Below are 24,071 nucleotides of genomic sequence, written 5' to 3' on the forward strand. Positions count from 1 at the left end.
ATGTTGGGTTGTGATGCCGCGGTCACCGTCGTCATCGTCGACGGCGAACAGGTGCCACTCAACGTCGGACGGGAGAAGCGGCTGTTCACGCCTTCGCAACGAAAAGCGTTGCTGCTCAGGGATAAGTGCTGCGTGAAATGCGGTGCGCCGGCATCGCGAACGCAGGCACACCACCTTGTGTCGTGGGTTGATGGTGGTCCCACCGACCTCGACAACGGGTGCCTACTGTGCACGAGCTGTCACCACGACGTCCACGACAGAGGGTGGGACGTGGTGATGGGCTTCGATCGGCATCCGTGGCTGATACCGCCCGCCACAGTTGATCCCAAACGACGACCACAACCGGCCTACAACCGACGCACCCTACGACTCGACAGTGTCGCTGCCTGAAACTGGCTGCCTGACGCCGGCTGCCTGACCGTGCTCGTCTGAAACACGCTCACCCACAATGACTTTCTGACCCTGCACCCGGCCCGCCGGGACCGCAATTGTTGTTTGAGAACTTCATAGTTGGGGCCCGACGACGTCCTAGTCGTAGCGCTCGATACTCGACTCGGCCAGGCGGGAGAGTCCCTCGCGGATGTGGCGGGCCCAGATGCTGCCGATGCCCTCGATGGCCTGCAGATCCGCGGCTGAGGACGCGAGCAGTGCCTGCAGTGTGCCGAAGCTGCGGACCAGCCGATCGACGTGGGCGAACTGCAGACGCGAGATGCGGGCCAACATGCGGTAGCCGCGCGGACTCATAGTGGTGTCCTGCGCATCGATCGTCGTCGGATAGCCGAATGCTCCGGCCAGGAGGGTGAGGTCGAGGAGATCGGTGTCGGAGAGCTGCTCGATCGTCTCCAGCGTGTGCCGCACCTCTTCGGTCGTCGCGGGCTCGGGGCTGGCGTAGTAGTCGCGGACGAGAAGCTCACGGACCGTGTCGTTTTCGGAGATGAGCTCCTCGAGCTGCAGACTCACCTGCCGGCCGTTGGTGCCCAGTTCCAGGACGTACTCCTCGATCTCGACGCCGACCCGGCGCACCATCTCCATGCGCTGCGCCGTCGACATCGCGTCGCGCAGCAGGACGTAGTCTTCGATCTCGGCCCGGCCGAGTGCCGACATCACCTCATCGAGGCGGGCCTTGTACCGCTCCAGAGTGGACAGCGCGACGTTGGCTCGCGAGAGGATCGGGTCGGGGCTCTCGACGACACGGCGCAGACCCTCGGCGTAGACGCTGACGATCGACATCGACGCACTCACCGAGATGACCGGATACCTGGTCTGGATGGCGGTGCGCTCGGCGGCACGATGGCGGGTGCCGGACTCCTCGGTGGGGATCGCCGGGTCGGGGACCAGCTGTACGTTCGCGCGCACGATCCGCTTGCCGTCGGTGGAGAGCACCACCGCGCCGTCCATCTTGGCCAGCTCCCGCAACCGTGTCGGGGCGAACTCGACGTCGAGGTGGAAGCCGCCGTCGCAGATCTTCTCCACGTCGGAGTCGTGCCCGAGCACGATCAGGGCGCCGGTGCCGCCGCGCAGGATGCGCTCGAGTCCGTCGCGCAGCCCGGTACCGGGTGCCACCCGCACCAGCGTCTCCTTGATCAGCGCCGAGCGTGCGGCATCGGTGCGGCCGTATTGGTCGGTCCTGGGTCCGTCGACCATCGCTGTCCCTTCGTGGAAGATTCGCGGCCGGTCTCGCAGGTGGCCGGGGATCGGCGTGGCCGGCGCGCATGACTAGGGTATCGGGACGTGAACACCGCACCGCGACCCGATCGGCCAGGCTTCGCCGTACCCGATGACCTGGACCCGCTTACGCGCCATCCGAAGGCGGTCGCCCCCGGAGCGCAGATCCGGATGCACAACCCGATGTGTCTGGGCTGCGGTGAGGACGCGCCCCGCGGTTTGCACCTGGTGGTGCGGGCCGGCGAGGGCTTCACCGTCGAGACCGAGATGGACGTCGAACCGTGGATGGAGGGCGGACCCGGCGTCATCCACGGCGGCGTGCTCTCCACCGCCTTCGACGAGGTGATGGGCACCGCTCCGCTCCTGGTAGGGCCGTCTGCGGTCACCGTGCACCTCGAGGTGGACTTTCTCGCCCCGGTGCCCGTCGGCTCTCGTCTGCAGCTGACCGCGCGGCTGCTCGGCCGGCAGCGGCGCAAGATCTACGTCGAGGCGACCGCACATATCGGCGACCCGGATTCGCCGGTGGCCGTGGGTCATTCGATCTTCGTCACGATCAATCCGCGTGAGCACTTCGCCGAGCACGTCGACAACAGCCAGATGGCCGAGGAGTACAAGCAACGCCTCGCGCGCCCGTGAGCGACCGAGCCCGGACTTCCGACGTCAGAATGGTGCGTCGACGACGCTGAGCACCGTGCGGAAGACTGCGGTGGACGCCTGCCCGAGGTCGGCGACCCGGGTGACCTTGATGTCGTCGGGAATCTTCTCGTCTGTGCCCGCCGGGATCACGATATGCCGGAACCCGAGGCGCTTGGCCTCGGCGATGCGCCGGGCGACGGCCGACACGCGGCGCACCTCCCCGGCGAGCCCCACCTCACCGACCACGGCCGTGGTGCGCGGGATCGGCCGTCCCTTCATCGCCGAGAACACGGCCAGCGCGATGGCGAGGTCGGCGGCCGGCTCGGTGACGCGCATCCCGCCGACGGTGGCGGCGTAGACCTCGCGCTCATGCACCGCGAGCTTCAACGTGCTCTGCAGGACTGCGAGGATCATCGCCACCCGCGGTGAATCGAGACCGGAGACCGCACGACGCGGAGTGGCCATGCTCGTCGGGGTGGTCAGGGCCTGGATCTCGCCGGCCAGGGCGCGTTTGCCGTCCATCGTGATCAGCGTGACCGAGCCGCTGACATCGGAGCCGTGCTGGTGGACGAAGATCCCCGACGGGTCGCGGACCTCGTGGATGCCGTCGTCACGCTGCTCGAAGCAGCCGACCTCGTCGGACGCGCCGAAGCGGTTCTTGATGCCCCGCACCATGCGCAGCGCGGAGTGCCGGTCGCCTTCGAAGGAGAGCACGACGTCGACGAGGTGCTCCAGCGATCGCGGGCCGGCGACGGCACCGTCCTTGGTGACATGGCCGACCAGGATGATGGCGATGCCACGATTCTTGGCCAGCGACACCAGCGCGGTGGTGACCGCCCGGATCTGGGTGACCCCGCCGGTCACCCCGTCGGTTCCGGTGGCGACGACGGTTTGCACCGAGTCGACGATCATCAGCGAGGGTGCGACCTCGTCGACGTGGCCGAGGATGGTGGCGAGATCGGATTCGGCTGCCAGATAGATGTTTTCGTGGACCGCGTCGGTACGTTCGGCGCGCAGTCGCACCTGTCCCGCCGATTCCTCGCCGGTGATGTACAGCGCGCGCCGCCCACCGGTGGCCCAATGCTTGGCGGTCTCGAGCAGCAGCGTCGACTTGCCGACCCCGGGCTCGCCGGCGAGCAGGATCACCGAGCCCGGCACCACCCCGCGGCCGAGTACCCGGTCGAATTCGCCGATGCCGGTGGGGATGGCGGTCGAGGTCCCGGCATCGACGGACGTGATCGGTACCGCAGGGCTGGTCGGGGTGACCGTGGTGGTGGTGCCGCCCGGTGCACTGATGGTGGTGACCTCGTCGAAGGTGCCCCACGCATGGCATTCCGTACAGCGGCCGACCCATTTGGGAACCTGATTGCCGCATTCGCTGCAGCGGAAGCTCGACTTGGGTTTGGCCACGCGCCTCAGACTACGGCCGGGCGCCGACAAGATCGGTGCACCGATCCCCAGGCGTGGCGCATCACCGGACGACGACGCGGTGCCCGGCGTCGAGGCGCCGCGTCCAGCCGCGCGCATCGAGGTGCTCGAGCAGCGGGATGGCGACGCGGCGGGTGGTGCGCAGTGCCTGTCGGGCCGCGCTGGTGGTGAAGGGCTGATCGAGTCGCGCGAGGACGGCCATCGCGCGGGCGGGTGCACTAGGGGCGAGCACCACGCCGGCGCCCAGGCGCAGCAGGCGATGCGTGCGTTCGGCGGCGGCGAGTTCGCGCTCCCCGAGCCCGAGTGCTGCCAGGTCGTCGGCCTCGGGTGCGGCGAACGGGTCGTCGGCGAGGCGGCGTTCGATCGCGGCGACCGCCTCCTCGGCCGCGCCGAGGTCGCTGGTGCGGCCGGGCATGGCGAGGTATCCGGCAGCGGATTCGACGCCGGCCTCGGCGATCACCGCGTCGATGAGCGGCGCCGCGCCGGGCATGCCGAGCAGGTCGGGGACCGCCGCACGCGAGATGCCGGCCGACAGGGGGTCGTCGCGATGAAGTCGTTCGACCGCGGCGCGCAGGGCAAGTCCCCAGTCGGCGAGGGCGGCGGCGTCGACCCACCAGTCGCCGATGACCCGGATGGTGTCGGGGACCGGCCCCGACGGGTCGACGAGGCCCAGGCGGTGCAGATGGGTGGTGGTGACCGCGCGGCGCCGCATGACCTCGGCGAGCACGTCGCCGTCGGGGGAGCGGTCGGCCAGCGCGGCGGCGCGCCGGGCGGCAGCACCGCGTCGTTCCAGCTCCGGCGGTTCGGCGTCGACGACCTGCCCGCCGCCGACGATGCGGGTTCCCGGGTCGCGCAGCACGATTCGGTCGCCGACGATCAGCGGCAGCGGCCGGTCGAGGTGTACGCGCGCGTGGTCGGCGTCGAGGGGACGCAGCCGCGCCGGGATCGCCGCACTGCCCACGTGGGCGATGAGATGGGACGGCGCGTCGGTGAATCCGTCTCCACTGACCCGGCGGATGTCGACGACGCCGGTACGCCGCCAGACGTCGGGGGTCAGCAGGATCGACCCGCGGGCGATCTCGTCGGCGCCGATACCGCGCAGGTTGAGTGCCACCCGGCTGACCGGACCGATATGGCGCCGGTCGCGTTCTTCGCTCTGCAGTCCGCGTACGGTGACCCGACGCACGCGGTCCGAGGCCGGGAGCTCCGGCGTCGCGAGGTCCAGCGTGTCGCCGACGTGTACGGTCCCGGCGGAAAGCGTTCCGGTGACCACGGTTCCGGCGCCGGTGATCGTGAAGGAGCGGTCGATCCAGAGCCGGATCGGTCCGGTCTCGGGGGCTTTCGGGGCGTCGGTGAGGACCGCGTCGAGGGCGGCCCGCAGTTGCGGCAGCCCGCTTCCGGTGGCGCCGGAGACGACCACCGCCGGGGCGGTGGCCAGCCCGGTGCCCGCCAGCCCGGCGCGCGCCTGTGTGAGCGTCTCGTCGATCCGTTCCGCCGACGCGAGATCGGTTCGGGTGAGCACGATCAGCCCGCGCTCGATACCGAGTGCGGCGATCGCATCGCGATGATCGTCGGACTGCGCCTGCCAGCCGGCGTCGGCGGCGACCACGAACATCACCACCGGGGCATTGCCGAGACCGGCGAGCATATTCGCCAGGAACCGCTCGTGGCCGGGCACGTCGACGAATGCGACGTCGGCGCCGGAAGACAAAGTCGTCCAGGCGAATCCGAGGTCGATGGTCAGTCCCCGGCGCCGCTCCTCGGCCCACCGGTCGGGTTCGATCCCGGTCAGCGACCGGATCAGGGTGCTCTTGCCGTGATCGACGTGACCGGCGGTGGCGACGACGAACACCTATGTGGCCCCTGGGTTTTCGGCGTCGTCACCGGTGTTTCCGCCGACGTGGGCGACCGCACGGATCGCGGCGAGCACGGCGTCGTCGTCGGATTCGGGAATGCACCGGAGATCGACGAGGCATGCTCCGTCGTGCACCCGGGGCAGCACGGCCGGGTCCCCGACCCGCAACAGGCCGGCGAGGTGATGTGGCAGCCGGATCGCCCAGCCGGGCAAGGGAACCCCCGGGGCGCCGCCACCACCGACACGGCCGTCATGCGCGACGACGGGCGCGTCGAGTTGCGCGGCGAGCGCTTCGGTGCGTTCGCGGAGCCGGGCCGGGTCCGCGTGCAGGTAGCTGGTGACCGGCGGAAGTGGCCCGTCGAGGGTGGCCTCGAGTGCGGCCAGGGTGAGTTTGTCGGTCCGGACCGCACGGGCCAGTGGATGTTTCGACAGCCGGGCGATGAGATCGGCGTCGCCGAGCATGATCCCGGCCTGCGGACCGCCGAGAAGTTTGTCGCCGCTGGCGATCACGAGGTCGGCCCCGGCGCGCAACGCCGAGGTGGCGTCGGGCTCGTCGGGCAGCAGCGGGTCGGGCCGCAACAGCCCGGAGCCGAGGTCGGCGACCAGCGGGACACCACGCTCGGCGCAGAGCTCGTGCAGCTGCGGCAGACCGACCTCGCTGGTGAAGCCCTCGACGCGGAAGTTGCTGGGGTGCACCTTCAGTACGCAACCGGTGTCGGGGCCGATGGCGTCGGCGTAGTCGCGCAGATGTGTGCGATTGGTCGTGCCGATCTCGCGGAGCCGGGCACCGGTCGATGCCATGAGATCGGTGAGCCGGAAGCCTGCACCGATCTCGATCATCTCGCCGCGGCTCATCACGACCTCACGGCCGATGGCCAGCGCGGTGGTCGTCAGGACGAGCGCGGCGGCCCCGTTGTTGACGACGAGTGCATCGCCGGCGGCCGGGCAGGCGCGCAGCAGGGCCTCGCGGGTGCTGGTGCCCCGACGCGAGCGGGTACCGGTGACAAGATCGAGCTCGACGTCGACGTATCCGGCTGCGGCGAGGACAGCGTCGCGCGCCGCCACCGACAGCGGGGCCCGGCCGAGGTTGGTGTGCACGATGACGCCGGTCGCGTTCAGCACCGGCCGGGCACTCGTCGGTGCACGCGCGGCCAGGGATTCGGCCACGGCGCGTGCCACGTCGGCCGGATCGATCTCCCCGACCCGTGCAGCATCTTGAGCGTGCCCGACGGCGTCGCGAACAATATTGTCGCCCAAATGCTTTCGCGCGCCGGCGATGGCCGGGTCGGCGAGCAGGTGATCGGTCCGCGGAATGTGGCGGCGCGGGTCGGGCGCGTCGGCCTCCGGAGTCTTCGGGTCTGCCGTCACCGCACCTCCTCGAGTCGCAATCCGGCGGTGTCGCCGACGGTGGCGGAGGCGGACGGGAATCGAACCCGCCAGACCGAGATACTCGATCTCACCGGTTTTGAAGACCGGGGGGACCACCAGGAGCCCATACGCCTCCATGCCGTCTGCCAACCAGCGGTCGGGTAACCGCCGACTACCAACTTAGAGGACGACGGACCTGTTTGTCTGCGGAGGTCAGATCGGTGGATAGAGGGTTCCGCCGCCGAAGGCGGCACGATGCGAGTCCGGTTGCGCACCATCATTGTTGGTGATGCCGTGCGCGTTGCCGTATTCGGCGCTGATCAAGGTGTGGCCGCTGCGCACACGCAGGCCGGTGTCGTCGGCAAGTGCCGCGATCACCCGGCCGACGAATTCGGGATCCTCGGCGCGCTGCAACGAGAAGCCGGCGAACTCGTCGACCCCCAGAGACAGCAGCAACTCGGTACGGATCAGTCCGAGCCACAACGAGATCGCGGTGACGCCGGTGCCCTCGAGTTCGACGGCCATGTCGGCGGCCATCTTGTCCAGCGCGGCCTTGCTCATCCCGTAGAGCACCGAATGCAGGTGACCGCGGGCCCCGAACGACGAGATGTTGACGATCAGGCCGTGCCCGGCCGCCACCATCGTCTGTGCGGCGTGTACCGAGGCGACGTAGTGGGCGCGCAAACCCACGTCGATCAGCGAATCCCAGTCGCCGACCGGCCGCTGCCAGAACGGCTCGGAAAATCCGCCGAACCCACGTGGAGCCGCCCACACGTTGTTGACCAGCAGATCCAGCCGCCCCGCCTCCCGCTCGACGGTCCGGAAGACCTCGGCGACGGCGTCGTCATCGGTGTGGTCGCATTCGAGTATCCGGGCGCCCTGCGGTCCGCGTGCGGTGCGGGCGGTGGTGTAGACGGTCCAGCCCGCATCGACCAGCGCGGTGGCGACTCCCAGGCCGACACCGCGGCTGCCGCCGGTCACCAGGGCCACCCGGGATCGGGCCGTCTCGGCTGAGGTCATCGGCCGGTCATCTCGTCGGCGTCGGGGTCGGCATCGAGATCGGGCAGCGGCGGCGGGGCGGACATGAAAGCCTGCTGCGAGCCGTTGACCGCGGCGATGCCGACGATCGAGCTCCACACCATCATCGTCAGATAGTCGATGAGATCGTCGACGCCGATCGCGCGGTCGGCCATCCACCAGTCGACGGCCCGTCCGACCCCGCCGACGAGTGTGTAGCCCCACACCTGCGCCCCGGCGGTGTCACCGCCGCGTTCTGCCAGCCGGGTGGCGATGGTCCCGGTGAGCAACTGGGCGACCAGCTTCTCCGATTCGGCCGAGGTCACCGATGAACTCGGCGAGGCCGACAGCGCGAACCGGTACAGCTCCGGCTCGTCGGCGACGGCGTGCACGTACACGCTGACCACCGTCCGGGTCAGGGTGTACTCGTCGACGTCGTCGGTGACCGTCTCGATCAGCCGCGGCATCAGGGTGGTCTCGAAGAAGCGCACCGTCGTCGCCACCCCGAGATCGTTCTTGTCGGCGAAGTAGCGGTACAGCACGGTCTTGGAAACGCCGATGTGTCGGGCGATCTCGTCCATTCCGACGTCGGCGCCGAGTGCGCGGACCGCGGCGATGGTGCCATCGGTGAGCTCGGTACGCCGGGCCCGCTTGTGCGAATCCCAGCGTTGGCGGCGGCCGTCGGGTTTGACCCGGTCCTCGGGCGCCGGACCCAGCAGCGCCTGCTCGATTCCGCGCGTCACATTCGTCGCGGCCGACACCGCGGCACGCGCCGCGGAGGCCGGGCTGGGACGATTTGCCATCACCCGGTCAGCGTAGTCGCTGCCTACGGGTAGAACTGGATGGGTGTCAACTGTGACTTCGGACGTTTCCGGCACCGGCAGGCATCGGGCCGAACCGGCGAACGCGCCCGGGCTCTCCTCGGGCGATTCCGCGTCCGACGATCGCCGGCGCCGCGACCTGCGGAAGATGAAACTCGTTGCCACGAGCTTCCTGGTCGTCGCCGCCATCGTCTATCTGTTCACCCGCTACCTCGAGCATCGCGACGGTGCCGACGTCTCCGGGTGGGTCGGCTACGTGCGTGCCGCGGCGGAGGCGGGCATGGTCGGTGCCCTCGCCGACTGGTTCGCCGTCACCGCACTGTTTCGGCATCCGCTGGGTCTGCCCATCCCGCACACCGCACTGATCCGGAAGAAGAAGGACGACATCGGCGATCAGCTCGGCGGCTTCATCGAAGAGAACTTCATGACGCCCGAGGTGATCGTGCAACGGGCCGAGCAACTCGATCTGCCCCGCCGGATCGGTACCTGGCTGGCCGACCCGCGCAACGCGCCGCGTGTGTCCGACGAGGCGGCCCGTGCGATCAAGCTGGCCTCAGAGATGTTGCGCGACGAGGACATCGAGCAATTCATCCAGGCCGTGCTGCGGTGGGCGGCCGAACCCGAATGGGCGCCGCCGATCGGCCGCATCCTGCACCAGCTCATTGCCGAGGACCGCCTCGAGCCGGTGTTCCAGCTCCTGTGCGATCGTGCTCATGACTGGGCGCTGGGCAGTGGGGACCTCATCAACCGGGTGGTGGAGGCCGATGTCGGTCCGGCGTGGAAACCGAAGTTCGTCAGCAATATGGTCGGCGACAAGATCTATCGTGAGCTGATCGACTTCACCTACAAGGTCCGTTCCGACCCCGATCACGAGATGCGGCGGTCGATGCACCGGTTCGTCGAGCAGTTCGCCGACGATCTGCAGAACGACCCGGAGATGGTGGCCCGCTTCGAGAACATCAAGCGCGAGCTGGTCGGCAGCGACGCGGTCGCCGGCGCGGCATCGACGGCCTGGAACACCGGCAAGGCCGTCATCGAGCAAATGCTCGCCGACCCGAACAGCACGCTGCGCAACACCCTCGCCGACGCCGTCATCCGCCTCGGTATCCGGGTGCGTGATGACCGCCCGCTGCAGGAGAAGATGAACGGATGGGTCGCACGTGTCGCCAATCACGTTGCGAGCAACTACTCCCGCGAGATCATCTCCGTGATCACCGAGACCGTCCGCGGCTGGGACGCCGACGACACCAGCCGCAAAATAGAACTGCAAGTCGGCCGCGACCTGCAATTCATCCGTATCAACGGCACCGTGGTCGGGTCGTTGGCCGGGCTGGCGATCTACAGCATCTCGGTGCTGATCTTCCACTGATCGCCGCCCGCGGCGAGTCGGCGCGCGCTGCATGCACTCTGCTTGCGCCTGCTAGCACCGGAGTCGATACTGGGGTGCGTGAGGCACCGGAGGTGAGCGTACGGAGTCCACCCAGGATTCACGCGCATGCCCGCACCCGAATTGAGGAAGACGACGTGCCCGCCGCGCGCCCGGAGCGCGGGTAGCAGCAGTCGGGTGAGCTCCGCGGCGGCGACGAGGTTCACGTCGAGGACGTGCCGCCATTCGTCGACCGGTGTGTCGGCGACGTTCTCCAGGCTGCTCGCGACACCCGCGCAGTGCACCAGCACGTCGAGTGAGCCGATCGCTTCGACGGATGCTTCGAGCGTGTCGTAGTCGGTGAGATCGACCGGAAACGTCGCCGAACCGTCCAACTCCATTGCGAGAGAGTCGAGTTCAGCACTTCCACGACCTCGTAGCAGAAGATCGTGGGTGGGTGCGAGAGCGCGCGCGATCTGCGCACCTACGCCGCGGCTGGCTCCGGTTATTAATGCGGTGGACATACTCGTCAGCCTATGGGCCGCCGATCAGCCGCCGGATCCGTTCAGTATCTGAAACCGTTTCCAGGCCAGGAGTTTCGGCCTCAAGGGCGTAGACCTTTAGGCGCGCCGGTGTCATCTATTCGGGGGAACCAATGTCACATTATGTGCCATCAAGGACGGTATCCGGGACGACATTGCTTCCGAGCCTGGCCCCCATCTCGCGCGTGCGTAAGGCTGGATTCTGCTACCGGTCATATTTCTCTTGATTTGTGCCCGGCCTGCACCCGTGTTCCATTCAAGGAGGAATCTGTGCCCAATAGCCCGACCGTCAGTACCGATCCGCTGCGTAACCGCGGAACTGCGTTCACCGTGGATGAGCGTGCACGCCGCGGCCTGATCGGTCGACTGCCGTCTGCGGTGGAAACCCTCGATGAGCAGGCTGCACGGTGCTACCGACAGATCAGCGGTTATTCCACCGACCTGCAGAAGTACACCTACCTCGATCAGCTGCAGGACCGCAACGAAGTGCTGTTCTACAAGGTCATCGTCGACCATCTCGCGGAGATGCTGCCCATCGTGTACGACCCCACGATCGGCGACGCGATCAAGCAGTGGAGCAACGACTACCGCGATTCGCGGGCCGTCTACCTCTCCATCGACCGCCCCGATGATGTGCGCGCGTCGTTCACCGGACTTGGCCTCGGCCCTGACGACGTTGATCTCATCGTGGTCTCCGACGCCCAGGAGATCCTCGGCATCGGCGACTGGGGCGTGAACGGCACGGACATCTCGATCGGCAAGCTCGCCGTGTACACGGCTGCCGCCGGGGTTGACCCGGGCCGGGTGATCGCCGTGAACCTCGACGTCGGCACCGACAACGAGGCCCTGCTGAATAGCCCCGAATACCTGGGCAACCGCCACGCCCGTATCACCGGCGACCGGTACAACGACTTTATCGACCTCTACCTGAAGACCGCGTCTGAGCTGTTCCCGAACGCATTGCTGCACTTCGAGGACTTCGGCCCCAGCAACGCGCGCCGCATTCTCGAGGAGAATCGCGACACTTACCGGATCTTCAACGACGACATGCAGGGCACTGGCGCCATCGTCATGTCGGCAGTGTTCTCCGGGCTCAAAGTGACCAAGCAGACGTTCGCTGAGCAGCGACTGCTGGTCTTCGGCGCCGGCACGGCAGGCACCGGCATGGCCGACCAGATCAGCGCCGCGATGATTCGCGACGGGCTGAGCGAGGACGAGGCGAAGGCACGCGTGTGGCTGGTCGACGTCGACGGGCTGGTCACCGATGACATGGCGGATCTGCCGAACTACCAGGCGGCGTACGCGCGGCCTGCGGCCGAGGTCGCCGACTGGTCGCGGACCGACGGGCGGATCGACCTGCTCACCGTCGTGAACGAGGTGAAGCCGACGATCCTCATCGGTACCTCGACGATGCACAACGGCTTCCCGAAGGCCGTCGTCGAAGCGTTGGCAGCCGGTGTCGAGCGCCCGATTCTGCTGCCGCTGTCGAACCCCACCGAGCGCATCGAGGTGATGCCCGCGGACGCTGTGCCGTGGTCGGAGGGACGGGCACTGGTCGCCACCGGAATCCCGGTGGATCCGGTGTCGTACAACGGTGTCGACTACAACATCGGCCAGGCCAACAACGCCCTGCTGTACCCGGGTCTGGGCCTGGGCACCATCGTCTCGGGAGCCAGTCACGTCACTGACGGGATGTTGCTCGCCGCGGCGAAGGCGGTCGCCGACCAGGTCGATCCGACCGCGCTGGGTGCATCGCTGCTCCCGGCGGTGGATAACTTGCGCGCGTCGTCTGCGATCGTGGCACTCGCGGTCGCCAAGCAGGCGATCGAAGAAGGTGTGTCCACCAAGAGCTACGACAGTCTTGTGCAGGCTGTCGAAGACGCGATGTGGCAGCCGGTTTACACGGAGCTCGCCGAATGAGCGACGACGCCGCAGCCACACCGGAGATCCTGGATCTGGCGATCGGGATTGATGCGACCGGTGAACGTCATGAAACCGATTCGATGGGCGGCATCGACGTGCCGGCCGACAAGTACTGGGGCGCACAGACCCAGCGCTCGTTGCAGCACTTCTCGATCGGTAACGACAAGATGCCACACGAGGTCTACCGTGCCTATGGCTATGTGAAGAAGGCTGCCGCCCAGGTGAATGGTGCGGCCGGTCGACTGCCGGGTTGGAAGGCCGACCTCATCGCGCAGGTCGCCGACGAAGTGATCAGCGGCGAACTGGACGAGCATTTCCCGCTGTACGTCTGGCAGACGGGTTCGGGAACCCAGTCGAACATGAACGTCAACGAGGTGATCAGCAACCGCGCGATTCAGCTCGTCGGCGGCGAACTGGGGACTAAGGATCCGGTGCACCCGAACGATCACGTCAACTTGGGGCAGTCGTCCAACGATTCCTTCCCGACCGCGATGCACATCGCCACCGTGAAGGAGATCAACGAGCGCCTGCTGCCGGCCATGATCGACCTGCAGGCAGCCTTCGCCACGAATGCCGACAAGTGGGGCGACGTGGTGAAGATCGGTCGCACCCACTTGCAGGATGCGACCCCGGCGACCGTCGGGCAGGAATGGTCGGGCTATGCGCGGCAGATCGAGCAGGGCATCGAGCGTCTGAAGGGTTCGCTTCAGGGCCTGTACGAGCTCGCTTTGGGCGGAACCGCCGTGGGCACGGGCCTGAATGCGCCGGAGAACTTCGACGTCGATGCCGCGGCCAAGATCGCCGAGCTCACCGGGTATCCGTTCGTGACCGCCGAGAACAAGTTCGCCGCTCAGGGCGGCTTGGATGCGATGGTCGGGGCGAGCGCGGGACTGCGTGCCTTGGCTGTGCCGTTGATGAAGATTTCCAACGACATTCGGTGGCTGGCGTCCGGACCCCGGTGCGGTTTCGGTGAGCTGATCCTTCCGGCGAATGAGCCGGGCAGCTCGATCATGCCGGGCAAGGTCAACCCGACCCAGTGCGAAGCAATGGTGATGGTGTGCATTCAGGTGCTCAGCGAGGACACCTGTGTGGCGTTCGCCGGTTCGCAGGGCAACTTCGAACTCAACGCCATGCGTCCGATCATCATCAACAACGTGCTGCACTCGGCGCGAATTCTCGGCGATGCCGCGGTCAAGCTGCGCGAGTACTGCATCGAGGGCACGCAACTGCACGAGGAGCGGATCGCCGCACTGCTGGAGCAGTCGCTGATGCTCGTCACGGCGCTGTCCCCGGTGATCGGGTACGACAAGGCCTCGGCGATCGCGCACAAGGCGAACGACGAGGGCACCACGCTGCGCGAGGCTGCCCTTGCGACCGGATATATCGATGCGGCGACCTTCGACGACGTCGTGGATCCGCGCAAGATGATCGGCTAGTCATCGATCGCGAGACGGCCCCGGCCGCTCCCGGACTCGTAACGAGTCCGGGGTGCGGTCGGGGCCGCTTCGATCCCGTGTCGTCGGCCGGGCGCATGGTCGATCATGTGCTGAGCGATTCCCGATTGAGGTGGCGTATATCAACGAAAAGGTCAGCCGCGGGGGATCATCGGACGCCTTGCTTGGAGCGTGGCTGCTCGGCCTGGCGGGGTTTGTCGACGCTATCGCCTTCGTGGTCCTGCAGGGCAGTTTCGTCGCGTTCATGTCAGGGAACACGACGATTCTCGGTTCTTCGTCGGCCATCGGCCATTGGCATCTGGCGGGACTCAGTGCACTTCTGATCGTGCTGTTCTTCGCAGGTAACGTCGCCGGGGCCGCTGTCGGACGGTGGGGTGGGAGTGCGGCGCATCGGCTGCTGATGATTCTGATCGCCACGGTGACGACCATCGGCACGATCACGGCGAACACCGCGTCGGTCTCGGCTGGCCTGATCGTCATCGCCGTCGCGGCTGGACTCATCAACTCCGCGCTCGCCGCGAACACAGATGTGCACGTCGGACTCACTTACGTCACCGGCACGCTCGTCAAGGCCGCCCATCAGATGATCGCCGGGATCGGAGCCGAGCACCCGTGGGGCTGGGTCAAGACGCTTGGCTTCTGGGCGGTCTTTGCCGTCGGTGCAGCAGTCGGCGGCGTCGCCTTTCACGGGCTGGGTGCCGTCGCGCTCTGGTTCGCGGCGGCCTTCGCAGTGGTCGCCTGCCTCCTGCCGCACCGCACCGCGTAGTTCGTCGGCGGCCCGAGGCGACGCGTCCCGATGGGGCAGACCTGTCGGCGTTCTCGCCCGGACAGTACATCTCGGTGCAGGTGCCGCTGGCCGACGGAGCGCGACAGAACCGGCAGTACAGCCTCACCGGTGCACCAGATGTGCGCTCGGAGTGGCGGTTCAGCGTCAAACTCGCCGGCGAGGTCTCGGCGCACCTGCACGAGAACGTCTTCGAGGGCGATACGGTGCACGTGTCGTCCCCGTTCGGCGATCTGATTCTCCCCGAGGGTGATTCGCCGCTGTTGTTGGCATCGGCCGGTATCGGCTGCACCCCGGTGATCGGGCTGCTGACCGCGCTCGCCGAGTCGGGTACCGACCGACCGGTGACGGTGCTGCACGCCGACCGCTCACGCGCCGGTCAGCCGCACCGCGGACAGCTGGGCGCCCTCGTCGAGAATATCGGTTCGGCACGGCTGTACCAGTGGTACGAGCACGGCGCCGATCACCTGCGCTCCGACGACGTCCGCACCGGGTTCATGTCCCTCGACGGCATCGATCTCGACGACGACCTCCACGCCCTGCAGTTCATCCGCATCAACGGCACGGTCGTCGGGTCGTTGGCCGGCCTGGTCATCTACAGCATCTCGGTGCTGATCTTCCACTGACCGTCGTTGCGCCGGCCCGCCCCGCGCTGCATGCACTGTGCTTGCGCCTGCTAGCACCGGAGTCGATACTGGGGTGCGTGAGGCACAGGAGGTGACATGACATCGGAGGATCCCACCGACGACGCGGTCGCCGGCGCGCAGAACGATCGTGACACCGATTCGGGCGGGGTCGGCCACACCGTCGAAGCCGTCACCGCTGTCGCGTCCGATGCGGTGGCCACCGCGGCGCAGGACATCGGCGGCTTCATTCGCTCGCAGCGCATGGCCGCCGAAGTGTCGTTGCGGCAGTTGGCCGACCGGGCCGGGGTCAGCAATCCCTACCTGAGCCAGATCGAGCGCGGGCTACGTAAACCATCGGCAGAAGTGTTGTCGCAGATCGCGAAGGGCCTGCGGGTTTCTGCCGAGGTGCTGTACGTTCGGGCCGGGATCCTCGAAGAACGGCCGGCCAGTCCGGTCCGCGGCGCGTTGATCGCCGACGACTCGATCAGTGAACGTCAGCGGCAGATGCTGCTCGAGATCTACGAGTCCTTTCGCAAGGAGAATGCCACCCATTCGCCGGCCCCCGACGAGTCCGGGGCCGATTCGTAACCCGCACAAGCGAACCGAGGAGTTCCGATCATGCCGGACAACCCGTTGTCGACTGCGTTAGGCCAAGTATCGGCCCTGCTCAACGAGATTCGCGAGCGCGGTGAGGCAGCCACCGGGCAAGCCCAGTCCAAAATCGTCCAGGGCATCGGCTCCGCCCAGGAGAAGATCACCGGCTCCCGCGACGACCTCCAGGAGCGCGTCGGGCAGCGGGTGGACTCGGCGCAGTCCACCCTCGACGAGACCCTCGCGGCGGCGCTCGCGACCTTCGAGGAGGCGAAGAACAAACTTGCCGCCCTGCCGGTCGAATTGCCCGTCGAGATCGAAGAACTGCGCGCGCGATTCACCCCAGAGGAGTTGCGCAAGGTTGCCGACGCCTACCTCGCCGTCGCCGCGGCGTTGCTGGCGTCGTTGTCCGAACGCACCGAAGAAGTCGTCGGCAAACTCAGGGCGCAACCACTCGTCGAGGGCAAGCTGCCGAAGCTCGAGCGGGTGTACGCCGACGCCGTCGCGCTCACCGAGGATGCGCTGGGCACCTTGGCCACCCAGACCAAACTGATCACCGGACAGGCTGCCCGCGGGACCGGCGTGCCACAGTTGTCCGCGCGGCGCCCGGCCGAGCAGGCGTCGCCGGCGAAGGTGGCCGCAAAAGACGCGCAGGCACGTAAGGCCGCCGTCGTCTCGAAGGCGGCTGGGAACAAGACTGCTGCGTCTGCGAAGAAGAGTGGGCCTGCGAAGAAGAGTGCGCCTACGAAAAAGGCTGCGCCCGCGAAGAAGGGTGCGCGTGCGAAAAAGACTGCATCGCCGCAGAAGACGGCGGCGAAGGCCCCCGTGAAGAAGACCCCGGCGAAGAAGACCCCGGCCACGAAGACCACGGCGAAGAGGACCCCGGCGAAGGCCACGGCCAAGAAGACCTCCGCCACGAAGACCCCGGCCAAGAAGACGACCGCCACGAAGAAGACACCGGCCAAGAAGACCGCCGCAAAGAAGACCGCCGCAAAGAAGACTCCGGCAAAGAAGACCCCGGCAAAGAAGACCCCGGCAAAGAAGACCCCGGCAAAGAAGACCCCGGCAAAGAAAGCCCCGGCCAAGAAGCCGAGCGGTTCGTGATCGGACCCGCGGCGCGCTTCCGGCCGATCCGGCGAATCCGACAAGACGGTTAGACTGGCGACGTGAATTTTGTGGGTGTCTTGGCGGCCGGATCGAACCTGCTGCTCCTGTTGCTGACCGTGGTCGCCGGTGTTGCCGCCGTCGTGGCGCTCGTCCACGCATCGATCCAGCGCAAGGACGCCTTTCCGGCGGTGGACAAGCAGAGCAAGGTGATCTGGGTGGCGCTGCTCGCGGCGGCGACCCTGTTCATCTGGCTGTTCCAGGCTCCGACCCTGTTCTATCTCATCGGTGTCGTCGCGGTGATCGTCTACCTCGTCGACGTGCGGCCACGCGTCGACGAGATCCAGCACAAGTCCTGGTTCCGCAAGCTCCGGTGAGCTGACCCCACCCTCGCCCCGGTCGTTTTTGCCTGCGCGCGGGACCGGAGAACGTGATGATCGCCACCGCATTTTAATATGCATCTGCGATGCAAATTATGATCTGATGGTCATATGCAATTGACCCGGTTCACCGACATCGGACTGCGCGTGGTGATGCGCCTGGCCGTGTCCACCGGGCCGATGACCACGCGTGCGCTCGCCGCGGAGGTGGCCGTGCCCTACACGCATGTGGCGAAGGTGACGGGCCGGCTTGCCGAGCTCGGAGTCGTCCACGCACGACGTGGGCGCACCGGCGGTCTAGTGATCACCGATCTCGGTCGCACCGCCCGGATCGGTTGGCTTGCAGCCAGTCTCGAGGGCGACGGCGAAGTCGTCGACTGCGAGGGCGATACCCCGTGCCCGCTACGTGCCGCGTGTCGATTGCGAGGCGCACTGGCCGCCGCGCGAAGTGCCTTCTTCACCAGTCTCGACGATCACACCATCGGCGATCTCGTCGCCGATCCGACCGGTGCGGTCCTGCTCACCCTCGATCCCCTGCGACGTCGTGATGCGGCGCCGCAGAGACGTGCCGAATAACCACGGCAACAACCGCTTCCGTCAGCCGGCGGAGCAGATCAGATCGGAGTCATCGTGCTCACAGCAACCACTCGCGAGGTCATCGCGGCCACCCTGCCCGCCGTCGAAGGCGCACTCGGTGAGATCACCCCGAATTTCTACGCGCGGATGTTCGCCGCGCATCCGGAGTTGCTGGACAACATGTTCAACCGCACTCATCAGCGCTCTGGCGAACAGTCGATGGCCCTGGCCGGCTCGATCGCCGCGTTCGCGCGGTTGCAGCTCGAGCCCGACCTTCGGCGTCAGCAGTTCATCATCGACCGCATCGCGCACAAGCACGCGTCGCTCGGCGTCACCCGCGACCAGTACTCGATCGTGCACGAGCATCTGTTCGCCGCGATCGTCGAGGTGCTCGGTGATGCGGTCACCCCGGCGGTCGCGAACGCCTGGGACGAATTGTATTGGGCGATGGCCGATGTGCTGGTCCGTGAGGAAACCGACCTGTATGCCGCGGCCGGTGTGGCGCCGGGTGCGGTGTGGCGCGACCTCGTCGTCACGCACCGCGAGCAGGTCGCACCCGACGCGGTGTCGTTCACCCTTGCCCGCCCCGACGGCGCAGATCTGCCGACGTTCTCGCCCGGGCAGTACATCTCGGTGCAGGTGCCGCTGGCCGACGGTGCGCGTCAGATCCGGCAGTACAGCCTGACCGGCGCACCGGATGTGCAATCGGAATGGCGGATCAGCGTCAAACTCGCCGGTGAGGTGTCGGCGCACCTGCACGAGAGCACCTTCGAGGGCGACACGCTGCACGTGTCGGCCCCGTTCGGTGATCTTCTTCTCCCCGAAGGTGATTCGCCGCTGTTGCTGGCGTCGGCCGGTATCGGCTGCACGCCGGTGATCGGGCTGCTGACCGCGCTCGCCGAGTCGGGTACCGACCGACCGGTGACGGTGCTGCACGCCGACCGCTCACGCGCCGGTCAGCCGCACCGCGGACAGCTGGGCGCCCTCGTCGAGAAGATCGGTTCGGCACGGCTGTACCAGTGGTACGAGCACGGCGCCGATCACCTGCGCTCCGACGACGTCCGCACCGGGTTCATGTCCCTCGACGGCATCGATCTCGACGACGACCTCCACGCCATGTTGTGCGGGCCCGGCCGGTTCCTGGAATCGATCCGCACGCAGCTGGTCGACCGCGACGTGCCCGAGGACCGCATCCACTTCGAGACGTTCGGGCCCGAGCTGCTGCGCACGGGCGCATCGAAGTGACCGTCACCCATGCGGTGGCCACCGCCATCACCTTCCTGTGGTTGGGGATGGTGGTGGCCATCTCGTTCGTCGAGGCGCCCCTGAAGTTCCGCGCGCCCGGCATCACCATTCCGCTCGGACTCGGCATCGGCCGGTTGGTGTTCCGCGCGCTGAACGCCGTCGAGGCGGTGTCGGCGATCGTGCTCGTCGTCTGCGCGATCGCCGGCGGATGGCTGGGGCAGGCCGCCGGGATTCTCGCGATCGTCGCCCTGGTCCTGCTGGTCGTGCAACTGGTGGCGATCCGTCCGGCGCTGAACCGTCGCTCCGACGCGGTGCTCGCCGCGGGGGACGCCGACGGGCCGCGCAGCCGGGTGCATCTGTTCTATGTGGCGGCCGAGCTGATCAAGGTCGGCGTCCTCGTCGCCACCGGTGTCCTGCTGCTCGTCGCGTGAGCTGATCGGGGATGCGTGGCGTCGGGATCGGGCCGGCCGGACGAATACACTGACATCCGTGGCTGAGTATCGGATCAACGACCTGGCAGAGGCGTCGGGCGTCAGTGTCCGGAATATCCGGGTTTACCAAGACCGTGGCCTGCTCCCGCCGCCGACGATTCGTGGGCGCACGGGATGGTATGCCGACGACCATCTCGTACGCCTGAATCTCATCTCCCGGATGCTCGAACGTGGCTACACCTTTGCCACCATCAGCGAGCTCCTGCACGCCGCGCACTACGGGATGAAGGTCGAGCATGTGCTGGGCGGCGCGCCGAACAAAGGCGGCCGGTTCCGCAACTTCAAGCGTGCGGCCACCATCACCTTCACCGAACTGCGCAAGTCCCTCAACGCCAGCGAACGCTCGATCGCACTCAGCCAGAAGCTGGGATTGCTGGTCAAGGACGGCGCGCACTACGCGATCAAGAACCCGGAGGTGCTCGAGGGTGCCGAGGTCCTGGTCAAGAGCGGTGTCGACATCGACGTGCTGCTCGACCGTTTTGTGCGCGTGCAGGGTGACCTCGAGGACGCGGCCACGAGTTTCGTCTCGATCATCACCGACAAGTATTTCGACGAGAATCTCCCGCTGCTCGGTGAGGCCAAGGTCAGCAAGATGGCCGAGCTGATCCAGACGGTTCGGCCGATGGCGCATGAGATCGTCGAGACCACCTTCCGTAAGGCGCTCGACGACGAGATCTCCCGCGCGATCGGGGAGGCATCGACCTACTTCGACTTCACCGACGTGGCAGCCCATGAGCCCCCGAACGCGGACGCGGAGGCAGGGCGTGACGACGAATGGGTGGCCGACGCCGAACCTGGCACCGATAACGTGACAACGAGTAGTGTTACATCCGAAGCTGTGGATTCCGCCACCTCGGCCGCCGGTTCACCGGGCGGCGAAGAGTCGGTGGACACGCCGTAAACACACCGACCGACCCGCGATCCTCCGACCGCTGCGTCCCGGCGGTGATCTGCGAGAGAGGGACGAGATGAGTCGACAGGGATGGGTCATCGGCGGTGTCGCGGCAGGCGCCGCAGCGATCGGGGTGGGTGCGGGCACGATCGGTGCGGGCCTCGTGCGCGAGGCGCTGCACGGCGCGCCCGCCGTCGACGACGGACCCGACGACCTGCTGGCCGAACCGACTGCGCCGTGCACCACCCAAACCGTGCGCGCCGACGACGGCACCCGACTCAACGTCGTCGTCCACGGGGCCACGGCGCTCGATGCCGGCACGGATGACGTGATCGTCGCGGTGCATGGATGGACGTGCAACACCACCTTTTGGTATCCGCAGATCAATCGGTTCGCCGGCGAGCGCACCGTGATCTCCTACGATCAGCGCGGCCACGGCCGCAGCGAACTCGGCCGCAAACGGCCGACCATCGCCACCCTCGGCCAAGATCTCGAGGCAGTGCTCGACGCGGTGGTACCCGCGGGACGTCGCGCCATCCTCGTCGGCCACTCGATGGGCGGGATGACGATCATGTCGTGGGCCGCGCAGTATCCGCAGCGGGTATCCGAGCGGGTGTCCGCCGTCGTCCTCGCGTCGACCGCGGCCAAAGCGGTCATGCAAAACCACCTGCTGATCCCGCTCGACCTGCCGCGCTACAGCAGGCCGTTCGCGCCGGCCGTCACCAAACTCATCACGTCGTCGCCACTTCCGTTGCCGCACAGCTCTTATGGGCCGCGCCTGTCGCAGTACATCGCGCTCGGGTCGAGCGCCCGGGCGGCACACGTCGCATTCGTCGACAACATGATCATGAACTGCCCGCCGCGTGCCCGGGCGCGCTGGGGCGCGGCGATGGGCAAGCTGGACGTCACCGCGGGACTGGCGGCGCTGTCCGTGCCGACGACGATCCTGGTCGGCACCGATGATCGGCTGACGCCGCCGGCACACGCCGAGCAGATGGCAGAGGTGTTGCGCCGCAACGGAACTCTGCGTGATCTGGTGATCCTCGACGGAGTGGGTCACATGTCGACGATCGAGGCCGACACACAGGTCAACGAGTTGTTGTCGGCGGTCATCGCCGAGGCGCCGGCGGCGAGTGTTCCGGCCGGGCAACCGGATCGGGTTCCATCGGCCTGAACGGCAGGTCCAGGCGGAAGACCGCCCCATGTGGTGCGGTGTCCGCCGTCGGGGCCGTCGTGCGGGGCAGCAGGCGGACCTCGCCGCCGTGTGCGCGGGCGAGGCCGCGTGCCACCGCCAGCCCCAGACCGGCTCCGCCCGAGCGCCGGTCGCGCGAATCATCCAGGCGTACCAGGCGGTCGAAGATGCGCTCGCGGTCGGCGTCGGGTACGCCGGGGCCGGTGTCGCCGACCGTCACGGTCACCCAGTCACCGGAATCGGTGTGTGCGAGAGCCGCCGTCACATCGACGCGTCCCCCGGACGGCGTTGCCTGGCAGGCGTTGTCGATCAGGTTGGCCAGGATCTGCGAGACCCGGCCGGGATCGGCGAGGGTCGGCGCGGCCTCACCGGCAGCGGTGACGGTCAGTCCGGGATGCAGGATCGCCACCCGGCGACACTGGTCGGCGGCGAGTGCGGCGACGTCGACCGGCTCGGGATGTAGACCCAGCCCGGCATCGATGCGCGCCATGTCGACCATGTCGCCGACGAGCCGGCCGGCACGGCGCGTCTCCTGAACGAGTAGCAGCACCAACTCTTCCCGGTCTCGGACGGATGCGTCGGTGTCCATCTGCAGCAGTGTCTCGGCGATAGCCTGAACCCCGGTGATCGGGGTGCGTAACTCGTGGGCGGCGTCGGCGACGAATTGCCGGACCGAGTGTTCGGCCGCGCGCCGGTCGGCCTCGGCGCCTTCGAGTGAATCGAGCATGTCGTCGAAAGCCGCTGCGGTACGCCCCAACTCGGTATCGGTGCGGGCGGGGGCGAGTCGCTCTCCGCGCCGGCCGCGCGCGATCGATCGGGCCACCTCGGTCATGGTGTCCAACGGCGCCAGGGCATAGCGCATCCCGAACCACGCCAGCACCGCGGTGAGCAGGAGCGCGACCGCGCCGGTGATCGCCATGCCGGTCAACAGACGCGACTGCATCCCGCCGAGCAGGTCGCCGTCGACGGCCAGGGTGAGGGTCGCGCCCTCGGCCCAGGACGAGCGTGGGGCGTGCAGTGCGATCGTGCGATGGGCGACCGCGTCGTGGGTCGGGCGTCCGAGCACCTCGCCGTCGGCGAGTTCGAGGCGGGCACGCACCGACCGGCCTTCGATGCGCTGCAAGAAGATCTCGGGCGTGCGGGAGGTACGCGCATACTGTTGGGCCAGCGTGGCGCGATCGCCGAGCAGTGCAGTGGCCGCACGGTGGCCGGCCACGCCGAAGAGCGCGGTGCTGATCGCGATCAGTGTCACCAGCGACACCGTCACCACGGTGAGGGCGATGACGGTCACCCGAGTGCGCAGCGAACCACCGGTCAGGTGGGTACGCATGTTCATGGCGGATCGCCGTCGATGCCGGGTACTTCGGTGCGTCTCGTCGATGCCTGGCCAGATGCCCACGGGCGCAGGATGTATCCGCGGCCGCGCTCGGTGTGTAGCAGTCGGGGACCGTATGCTTCGAGTTTGCGGCGCAACGCGCTCACATTGACCTCGACGAGATTCGGGTCGAAATGGTCGTAGCTCCAGACGCCGGTAAGGATCTGGGTCTTGGTAACCACCCGTCCGCGTCGTTGCGCGAGGTAGGTGAGCACCCGGAACTCGGTGGGCGTCAAAGCTATTCGATTGCCCGCACGGGTCGCGGTCTGTTCGTCGCGGTCGATTTCGAGGTCATCGACGTAGAGTATGTCGGTGCGCCCGCCGCGTCGGCGCAGGACCGCGCCCACCCGAGCCATCAGCTCCGCCATCTCGAACGGCTTGACCACGTAGTCGTCGGCACCTTCGGTGAGGCCGTGCAGGCGATCGGCGACGCCGTCGCGGGCGGTCACCATGATGATTCCCGCGTCGCTGCGCCGCCGGACCACGTCGAGCAGGGTGAAGCCATCCGAGCCCGGCAACATCACGTCGAGCAGTACCGCGTCCGGGCGGGCCTCGGCCAGATCGTGTTCGAGTCGCGAGCCGTCGGGGCGGGCGAGTACCAGGTGGCCGGCCTCGGTCAACGCCGCGGCCACCGCGACCCGAATCGGAGTCGAGTCCTCGATGACGAGAACCGTGGCGCTCATATCAGGTGATTCTGCCAGCCGCGCGTCGGATCGGGGCGTGTCTGCGACCGGCTCGGT

At 67.6% G+C, this 24,071-nt stretch carries 22 protein-coding genes, 1 tRNA gene and 2 pseudogenes; 15 read left to right on the top strand and 10 right to left on the bottom strand.

The window, feature by feature from the left end:
• Positions 1-390: HNH endonuclease (locus tag ACLQ3C_RS11330; protein ID WP_425705166.1), on the top strand; the 390-nt coding region annotated here is incomplete at its 5' end.
• Positions 391-528: 138 nt separating this feature from the next.
• Here ACLQ3C_RS11330 and disA read toward each other — a convergent pair.
• On the bottom strand, positions 529-1,644 hold the full coding sequence (disA, locus tag ACLQ3C_RS11335; RefSeq protein WP_425705167.1) for a DNA integrity scanning diadenylate cyclase DisA: 1,116 nt from the start codon (positions 1,642-1,644) through the stop codon (positions 529-531).
• Between the two features lie 87 nt (positions 1,645-1,731).
• Between disA and ACLQ3C_RS11340 the strand changes: the two genes are divergently transcribed.
• Entirely contained in the window at positions 1,732-2,301 is a 570-nt protein-coding gene (locus ACLQ3C_RS11340) for a PaaI family thioesterase (protein ID WP_425705168.1), read from the top strand.
• Positions 2,302-2,325: 24 nt separating this feature from the next.
• Here ACLQ3C_RS11340 and radA read toward each other — a convergent pair whose 3' ends face one another.
• The 6 genes from radA to ACLQ3C_RS11370 all read right to left on the bottom strand — a co-directional run bounded on the left by radA (position 2,326) and on the right by ACLQ3C_RS11370 (position 8,772).
• On the bottom strand, positions 2,326-3,711 hold the full coding sequence (gene radA, locus ACLQ3C_RS11345) for a DNA repair protein RadA (RefSeq protein ID WP_425705169.1): 1,386 nt from the start codon (positions 3,709-3,711) through the stop codon (positions 2,326-2,328).
• A 61-nt stretch (positions 3,712-3,772) separates the two neighbouring features.
• Complete coding sequence (gene selB / locus ACLQ3C_RS11350; protein ID WP_425705170.1) at positions 3,773-5,581, bottom strand: selenocysteine-specific translation elongation factor; 1,809 nt, start codon at positions 5,579-5,581, stop codon at positions 3,773-3,775.
• A complete protein-coding gene (selA, locus tag ACLQ3C_RS11355) occupies positions 5,582-6,952 on the bottom strand; it encodes an L-seryl-tRNA(Sec) selenium transferase (RefSeq protein WP_425705171.1) in 1,371 nt (456 codons plus the stop codon).
• 40 nt (positions 6,953-6,992) lie between these two features.
• Positions 6,993-7,088: transfer RNA gene (locus ACLQ3C_RS11360), tRNA-Sec, on the bottom strand.
• Between the two features lie 77 nt (positions 7,089-7,165).
• A complete protein-coding gene (locus ACLQ3C_RS11365; RefSeq protein ID WP_425705172.1) occupies positions 7,166-7,972 on the bottom strand; it encodes an SDR family NAD(P)-dependent oxidoreductase in 807 nt (268 codons plus the stop codon).
• Complete coding sequence (locus ACLQ3C_RS11370) at positions 7,969-8,772, bottom strand: TetR/AcrR family transcriptional regulator (protein ID WP_425705173.1); 804 nt, start codon at positions 8,770-8,772, stop codon at positions 7,969-7,971. The genes ACLQ3C_RS11365 and ACLQ3C_RS11370 overlap by 4 nt, the downstream gene beginning before the upstream one ends.
• 43 nt (positions 8,773-8,815) lie before the next feature.
• Between ACLQ3C_RS11370 and ACLQ3C_RS11375 the strand changes: the two genes are divergently transcribed.
• Complete coding sequence (locus tag ACLQ3C_RS11375; RefSeq protein WP_425705174.1) at positions 8,816-10,159, top strand: DUF445 domain-containing protein; 1,344 nt, start codon at positions 8,816-8,818, stop codon at positions 10,157-10,159.
• A 95-nt stretch (positions 10,160-10,254) separates the two neighbouring features.
• On the opposite strand, the pseudogene ACLQ3C_RS11380 reads toward ACLQ3C_RS11375, so the two are convergent.
• A pseudogene (locus ACLQ3C_RS11380) lies at positions 10,255-10,680 on the bottom strand (SDR family NAD(P)-dependent oxidoreductase); the annotation flags it as partial.
• 288 nt (positions 10,681-10,968) lie between these two features.
• Here ACLQ3C_RS11380 and ACLQ3C_RS11385 point away from each other — a divergent pair.
• The 12 genes and pseudogenes from ACLQ3C_RS11385 (at position 10,969) to ACLQ3C_RS11440 (ending at position 21,938) form a co-directional block, all read left to right on the top strand.
• On the top strand, positions 10,969-12,618 hold the full coding sequence (locus ACLQ3C_RS11385) for an NAD-dependent malic enzyme (RefSeq protein WP_425705175.1): 1,650 nt from the start codon (positions 10,969-10,971) through the stop codon (positions 12,616-12,618).
• On the top strand, positions 12,615-14,057 hold the full coding sequence (fumC, locus tag ACLQ3C_RS11390) for a class II fumarate hydratase (protein ID WP_425705176.1): 1,443 nt from the start codon (positions 12,615-12,617) through the stop codon (positions 14,055-14,057). Before ACLQ3C_RS11385 ends, fumC begins: the two co-directional genes overlap by 4 nt.
• 130 nt (positions 14,058-14,187) lie before the next feature.
• A complete protein-coding gene (locus ACLQ3C_RS11395) occupies positions 14,188-14,841 on the top strand; it encodes a DUF1275 family protein (RefSeq protein WP_425705177.1) in 654 nt (217 codons plus the stop codon).
• Positions 14,842-14,867: 26 nt separating this feature from the next.
• Positions 14,868-15,401 (top strand): annotated as a pseudogene (locus ACLQ3C_RS11400) (FAD-binding oxidoreductase); the annotation flags it as partial.
• A 180-nt stretch (positions 15,402-15,581) separates the two neighbouring features.
• Positions 15,582-16,073 (top strand): helix-turn-helix domain-containing protein, encoded by a 492-nt coding sequence (locus ACLQ3C_RS11405; RefSeq protein WP_425705178.1) that lies wholly within the window; start codon positions 15,582-15,584, stop codon positions 16,071-16,073.
• A 30-nt stretch (positions 16,074-16,103) separates the two neighbouring features.
• On the top strand, positions 16,104-17,180 hold the full coding sequence (locus ACLQ3C_RS11410) for a heparin-binding hemagglutinin (RefSeq protein ID WP_425705179.1): 1,077 nt from the start codon (positions 16,104-16,106) through the stop codon (positions 17,178-17,180).
• 62 nt (positions 17,181-17,242) lie between these two features.
• Complete coding sequence (locus ACLQ3C_RS11415) at positions 17,243-17,557, top strand: DUF2516 family protein (protein WP_425705180.1); 315 nt, start codon at positions 17,243-17,245, stop codon at positions 17,555-17,557.
• 114 nt (positions 17,558-17,671) lie between these two features.
• On the top strand, positions 17,672-18,136 hold the full coding sequence (locus ACLQ3C_RS11420; protein ID WP_425705181.1) for an RrF2 family transcriptional regulator: 465 nt from the start codon (positions 17,672-17,674) through the stop codon (positions 18,134-18,136).
• A 54-nt stretch (positions 18,137-18,190) separates the two neighbouring features.
• On the top strand, positions 18,191-19,381 hold the full coding sequence (locus ACLQ3C_RS11425; RefSeq protein ID WP_425705182.1) for an FAD-binding oxidoreductase: 1,191 nt from the start codon (positions 18,191-18,193) through the stop codon (positions 19,379-19,381).
• Entirely contained in the window at positions 19,378-19,812 is a 435-nt protein-coding gene (locus tag ACLQ3C_RS11430; RefSeq protein WP_425705183.1) for a hypothetical protein, read from the top strand. The genes ACLQ3C_RS11425 and ACLQ3C_RS11430 overlap by 4 nt, the downstream gene beginning before the upstream one ends.
• Positions 19,813-19,870: 58 nt before the next feature.
• Positions 19,871-20,773, top strand: a complete 903-nt coding sequence (locus tag ACLQ3C_RS11435) for a MerR family transcriptional regulator (RefSeq protein WP_425705184.1) — start codon at positions 19,871-19,873, stop codon at positions 20,771-20,773.
• Positions 20,774-20,840: 67 nt separating this feature from the next.
• Entirely contained in the window at positions 20,841-21,938 is a 1,098-nt protein-coding gene (locus ACLQ3C_RS11440) for an alpha/beta fold hydrolase (protein ID WP_425705185.1), read from the top strand.
• Here ACLQ3C_RS11440 and ACLQ3C_RS11445 read toward each other — a convergent pair.
• Complete coding sequence (locus tag ACLQ3C_RS11445; RefSeq protein ID WP_425705186.1) at positions 21,874-23,292, bottom strand: sensor histidine kinase; 1,419 nt, start codon at positions 23,290-23,292, stop codon at positions 21,874-21,876. The genes ACLQ3C_RS11440 and ACLQ3C_RS11445 overlap by 65 nt on opposite strands.
• Positions 23,289-24,014: a response regulator transcription factor gene (locus tag ACLQ3C_RS11450; RefSeq protein WP_425705187.1), complete on the bottom strand. Its 726-nt coding sequence runs from the start codon at positions 24,012-24,014 to the stop codon at positions 23,289-23,291. The genes ACLQ3C_RS11445 and ACLQ3C_RS11450 overlap by 4 nt, the downstream gene beginning before the upstream one ends.
• Positions 24,015-24,071 lie beyond the last annotated feature (57 nt).

Origin of the sequence: Gordonia sp. DT30, from assembly GCF_049844915.1 — a bacterium.
Taxonomy (GTDB): domain Bacteria; phylum Actinomycetota; class Actinomycetes; order Mycobacteriales; family Mycobacteriaceae; genus Gordonia.

Coding starts and splice junctions, on each gene's coding strand:
- disA (WP_425705167.1), bottom strand. CDS start 1,644: ATGGTCGACGGACCCAGGACCGACCAATACGGCCGCACCGATGCCGCA.
- ACLQ3C_RS11365 (WP_425705172.1), bottom strand. CDS start 7,972: ATGACCTCAGCCGAGACGGCCCGATCCCGGGTGGCCCTGGTGACCGGC.
- ACLQ3C_RS11370 (WP_425705173.1), bottom strand. CDS start 8,772: ATGGCAAATCGTCCCAGCCCGGCCTCCGCGGCGCGTGCCGCGGTGTCG.
- fumC (WP_425705176.1), top strand. CDS start 12,615: ATGAGCGACGACGCCGCAGCCACACCGGAGATCCTGGATCTGGCGATC.
- ACLQ3C_RS11405 (WP_425705178.1), top strand. CDS start 15,582: ATGACATCGGAGGATCCCACCGACGACGCGGTCGCCGGCGCGCAGAAC.
- ACLQ3C_RS11410 (WP_425705179.1), top strand. CDS start 16,104: ATGCCGGACAACCCGTTGTCGACTGCGTTAGGCCAAGTATCGGCCCTG.
- ACLQ3C_RS11420 (WP_425705181.1), top strand. CDS start 17,672: ATGCAATTGACCCGGTTCACCGACATCGGACTGCGCGTGGTGATGCGC.
- ACLQ3C_RS11440 (WP_425705185.1), top strand. CDS start 20,841: ATGAGTCGACAGGGATGGGTCATCGGCGGTGTCGCGGCAGGCGCCGCA.
- ACLQ3C_RS11445 (WP_425705186.1), bottom strand. CDS start 23,292: ATGAACATGCGTACCCACCTGACCGGTGGTTCGCTGCGCACTCGGGTG.
- ACLQ3C_RS11450 (WP_425705187.1), bottom strand. CDS start 24,014: ATGAGCGCCACGGTTCTCGTCATCGAGGACTCGACTCCGATTCGGGTC.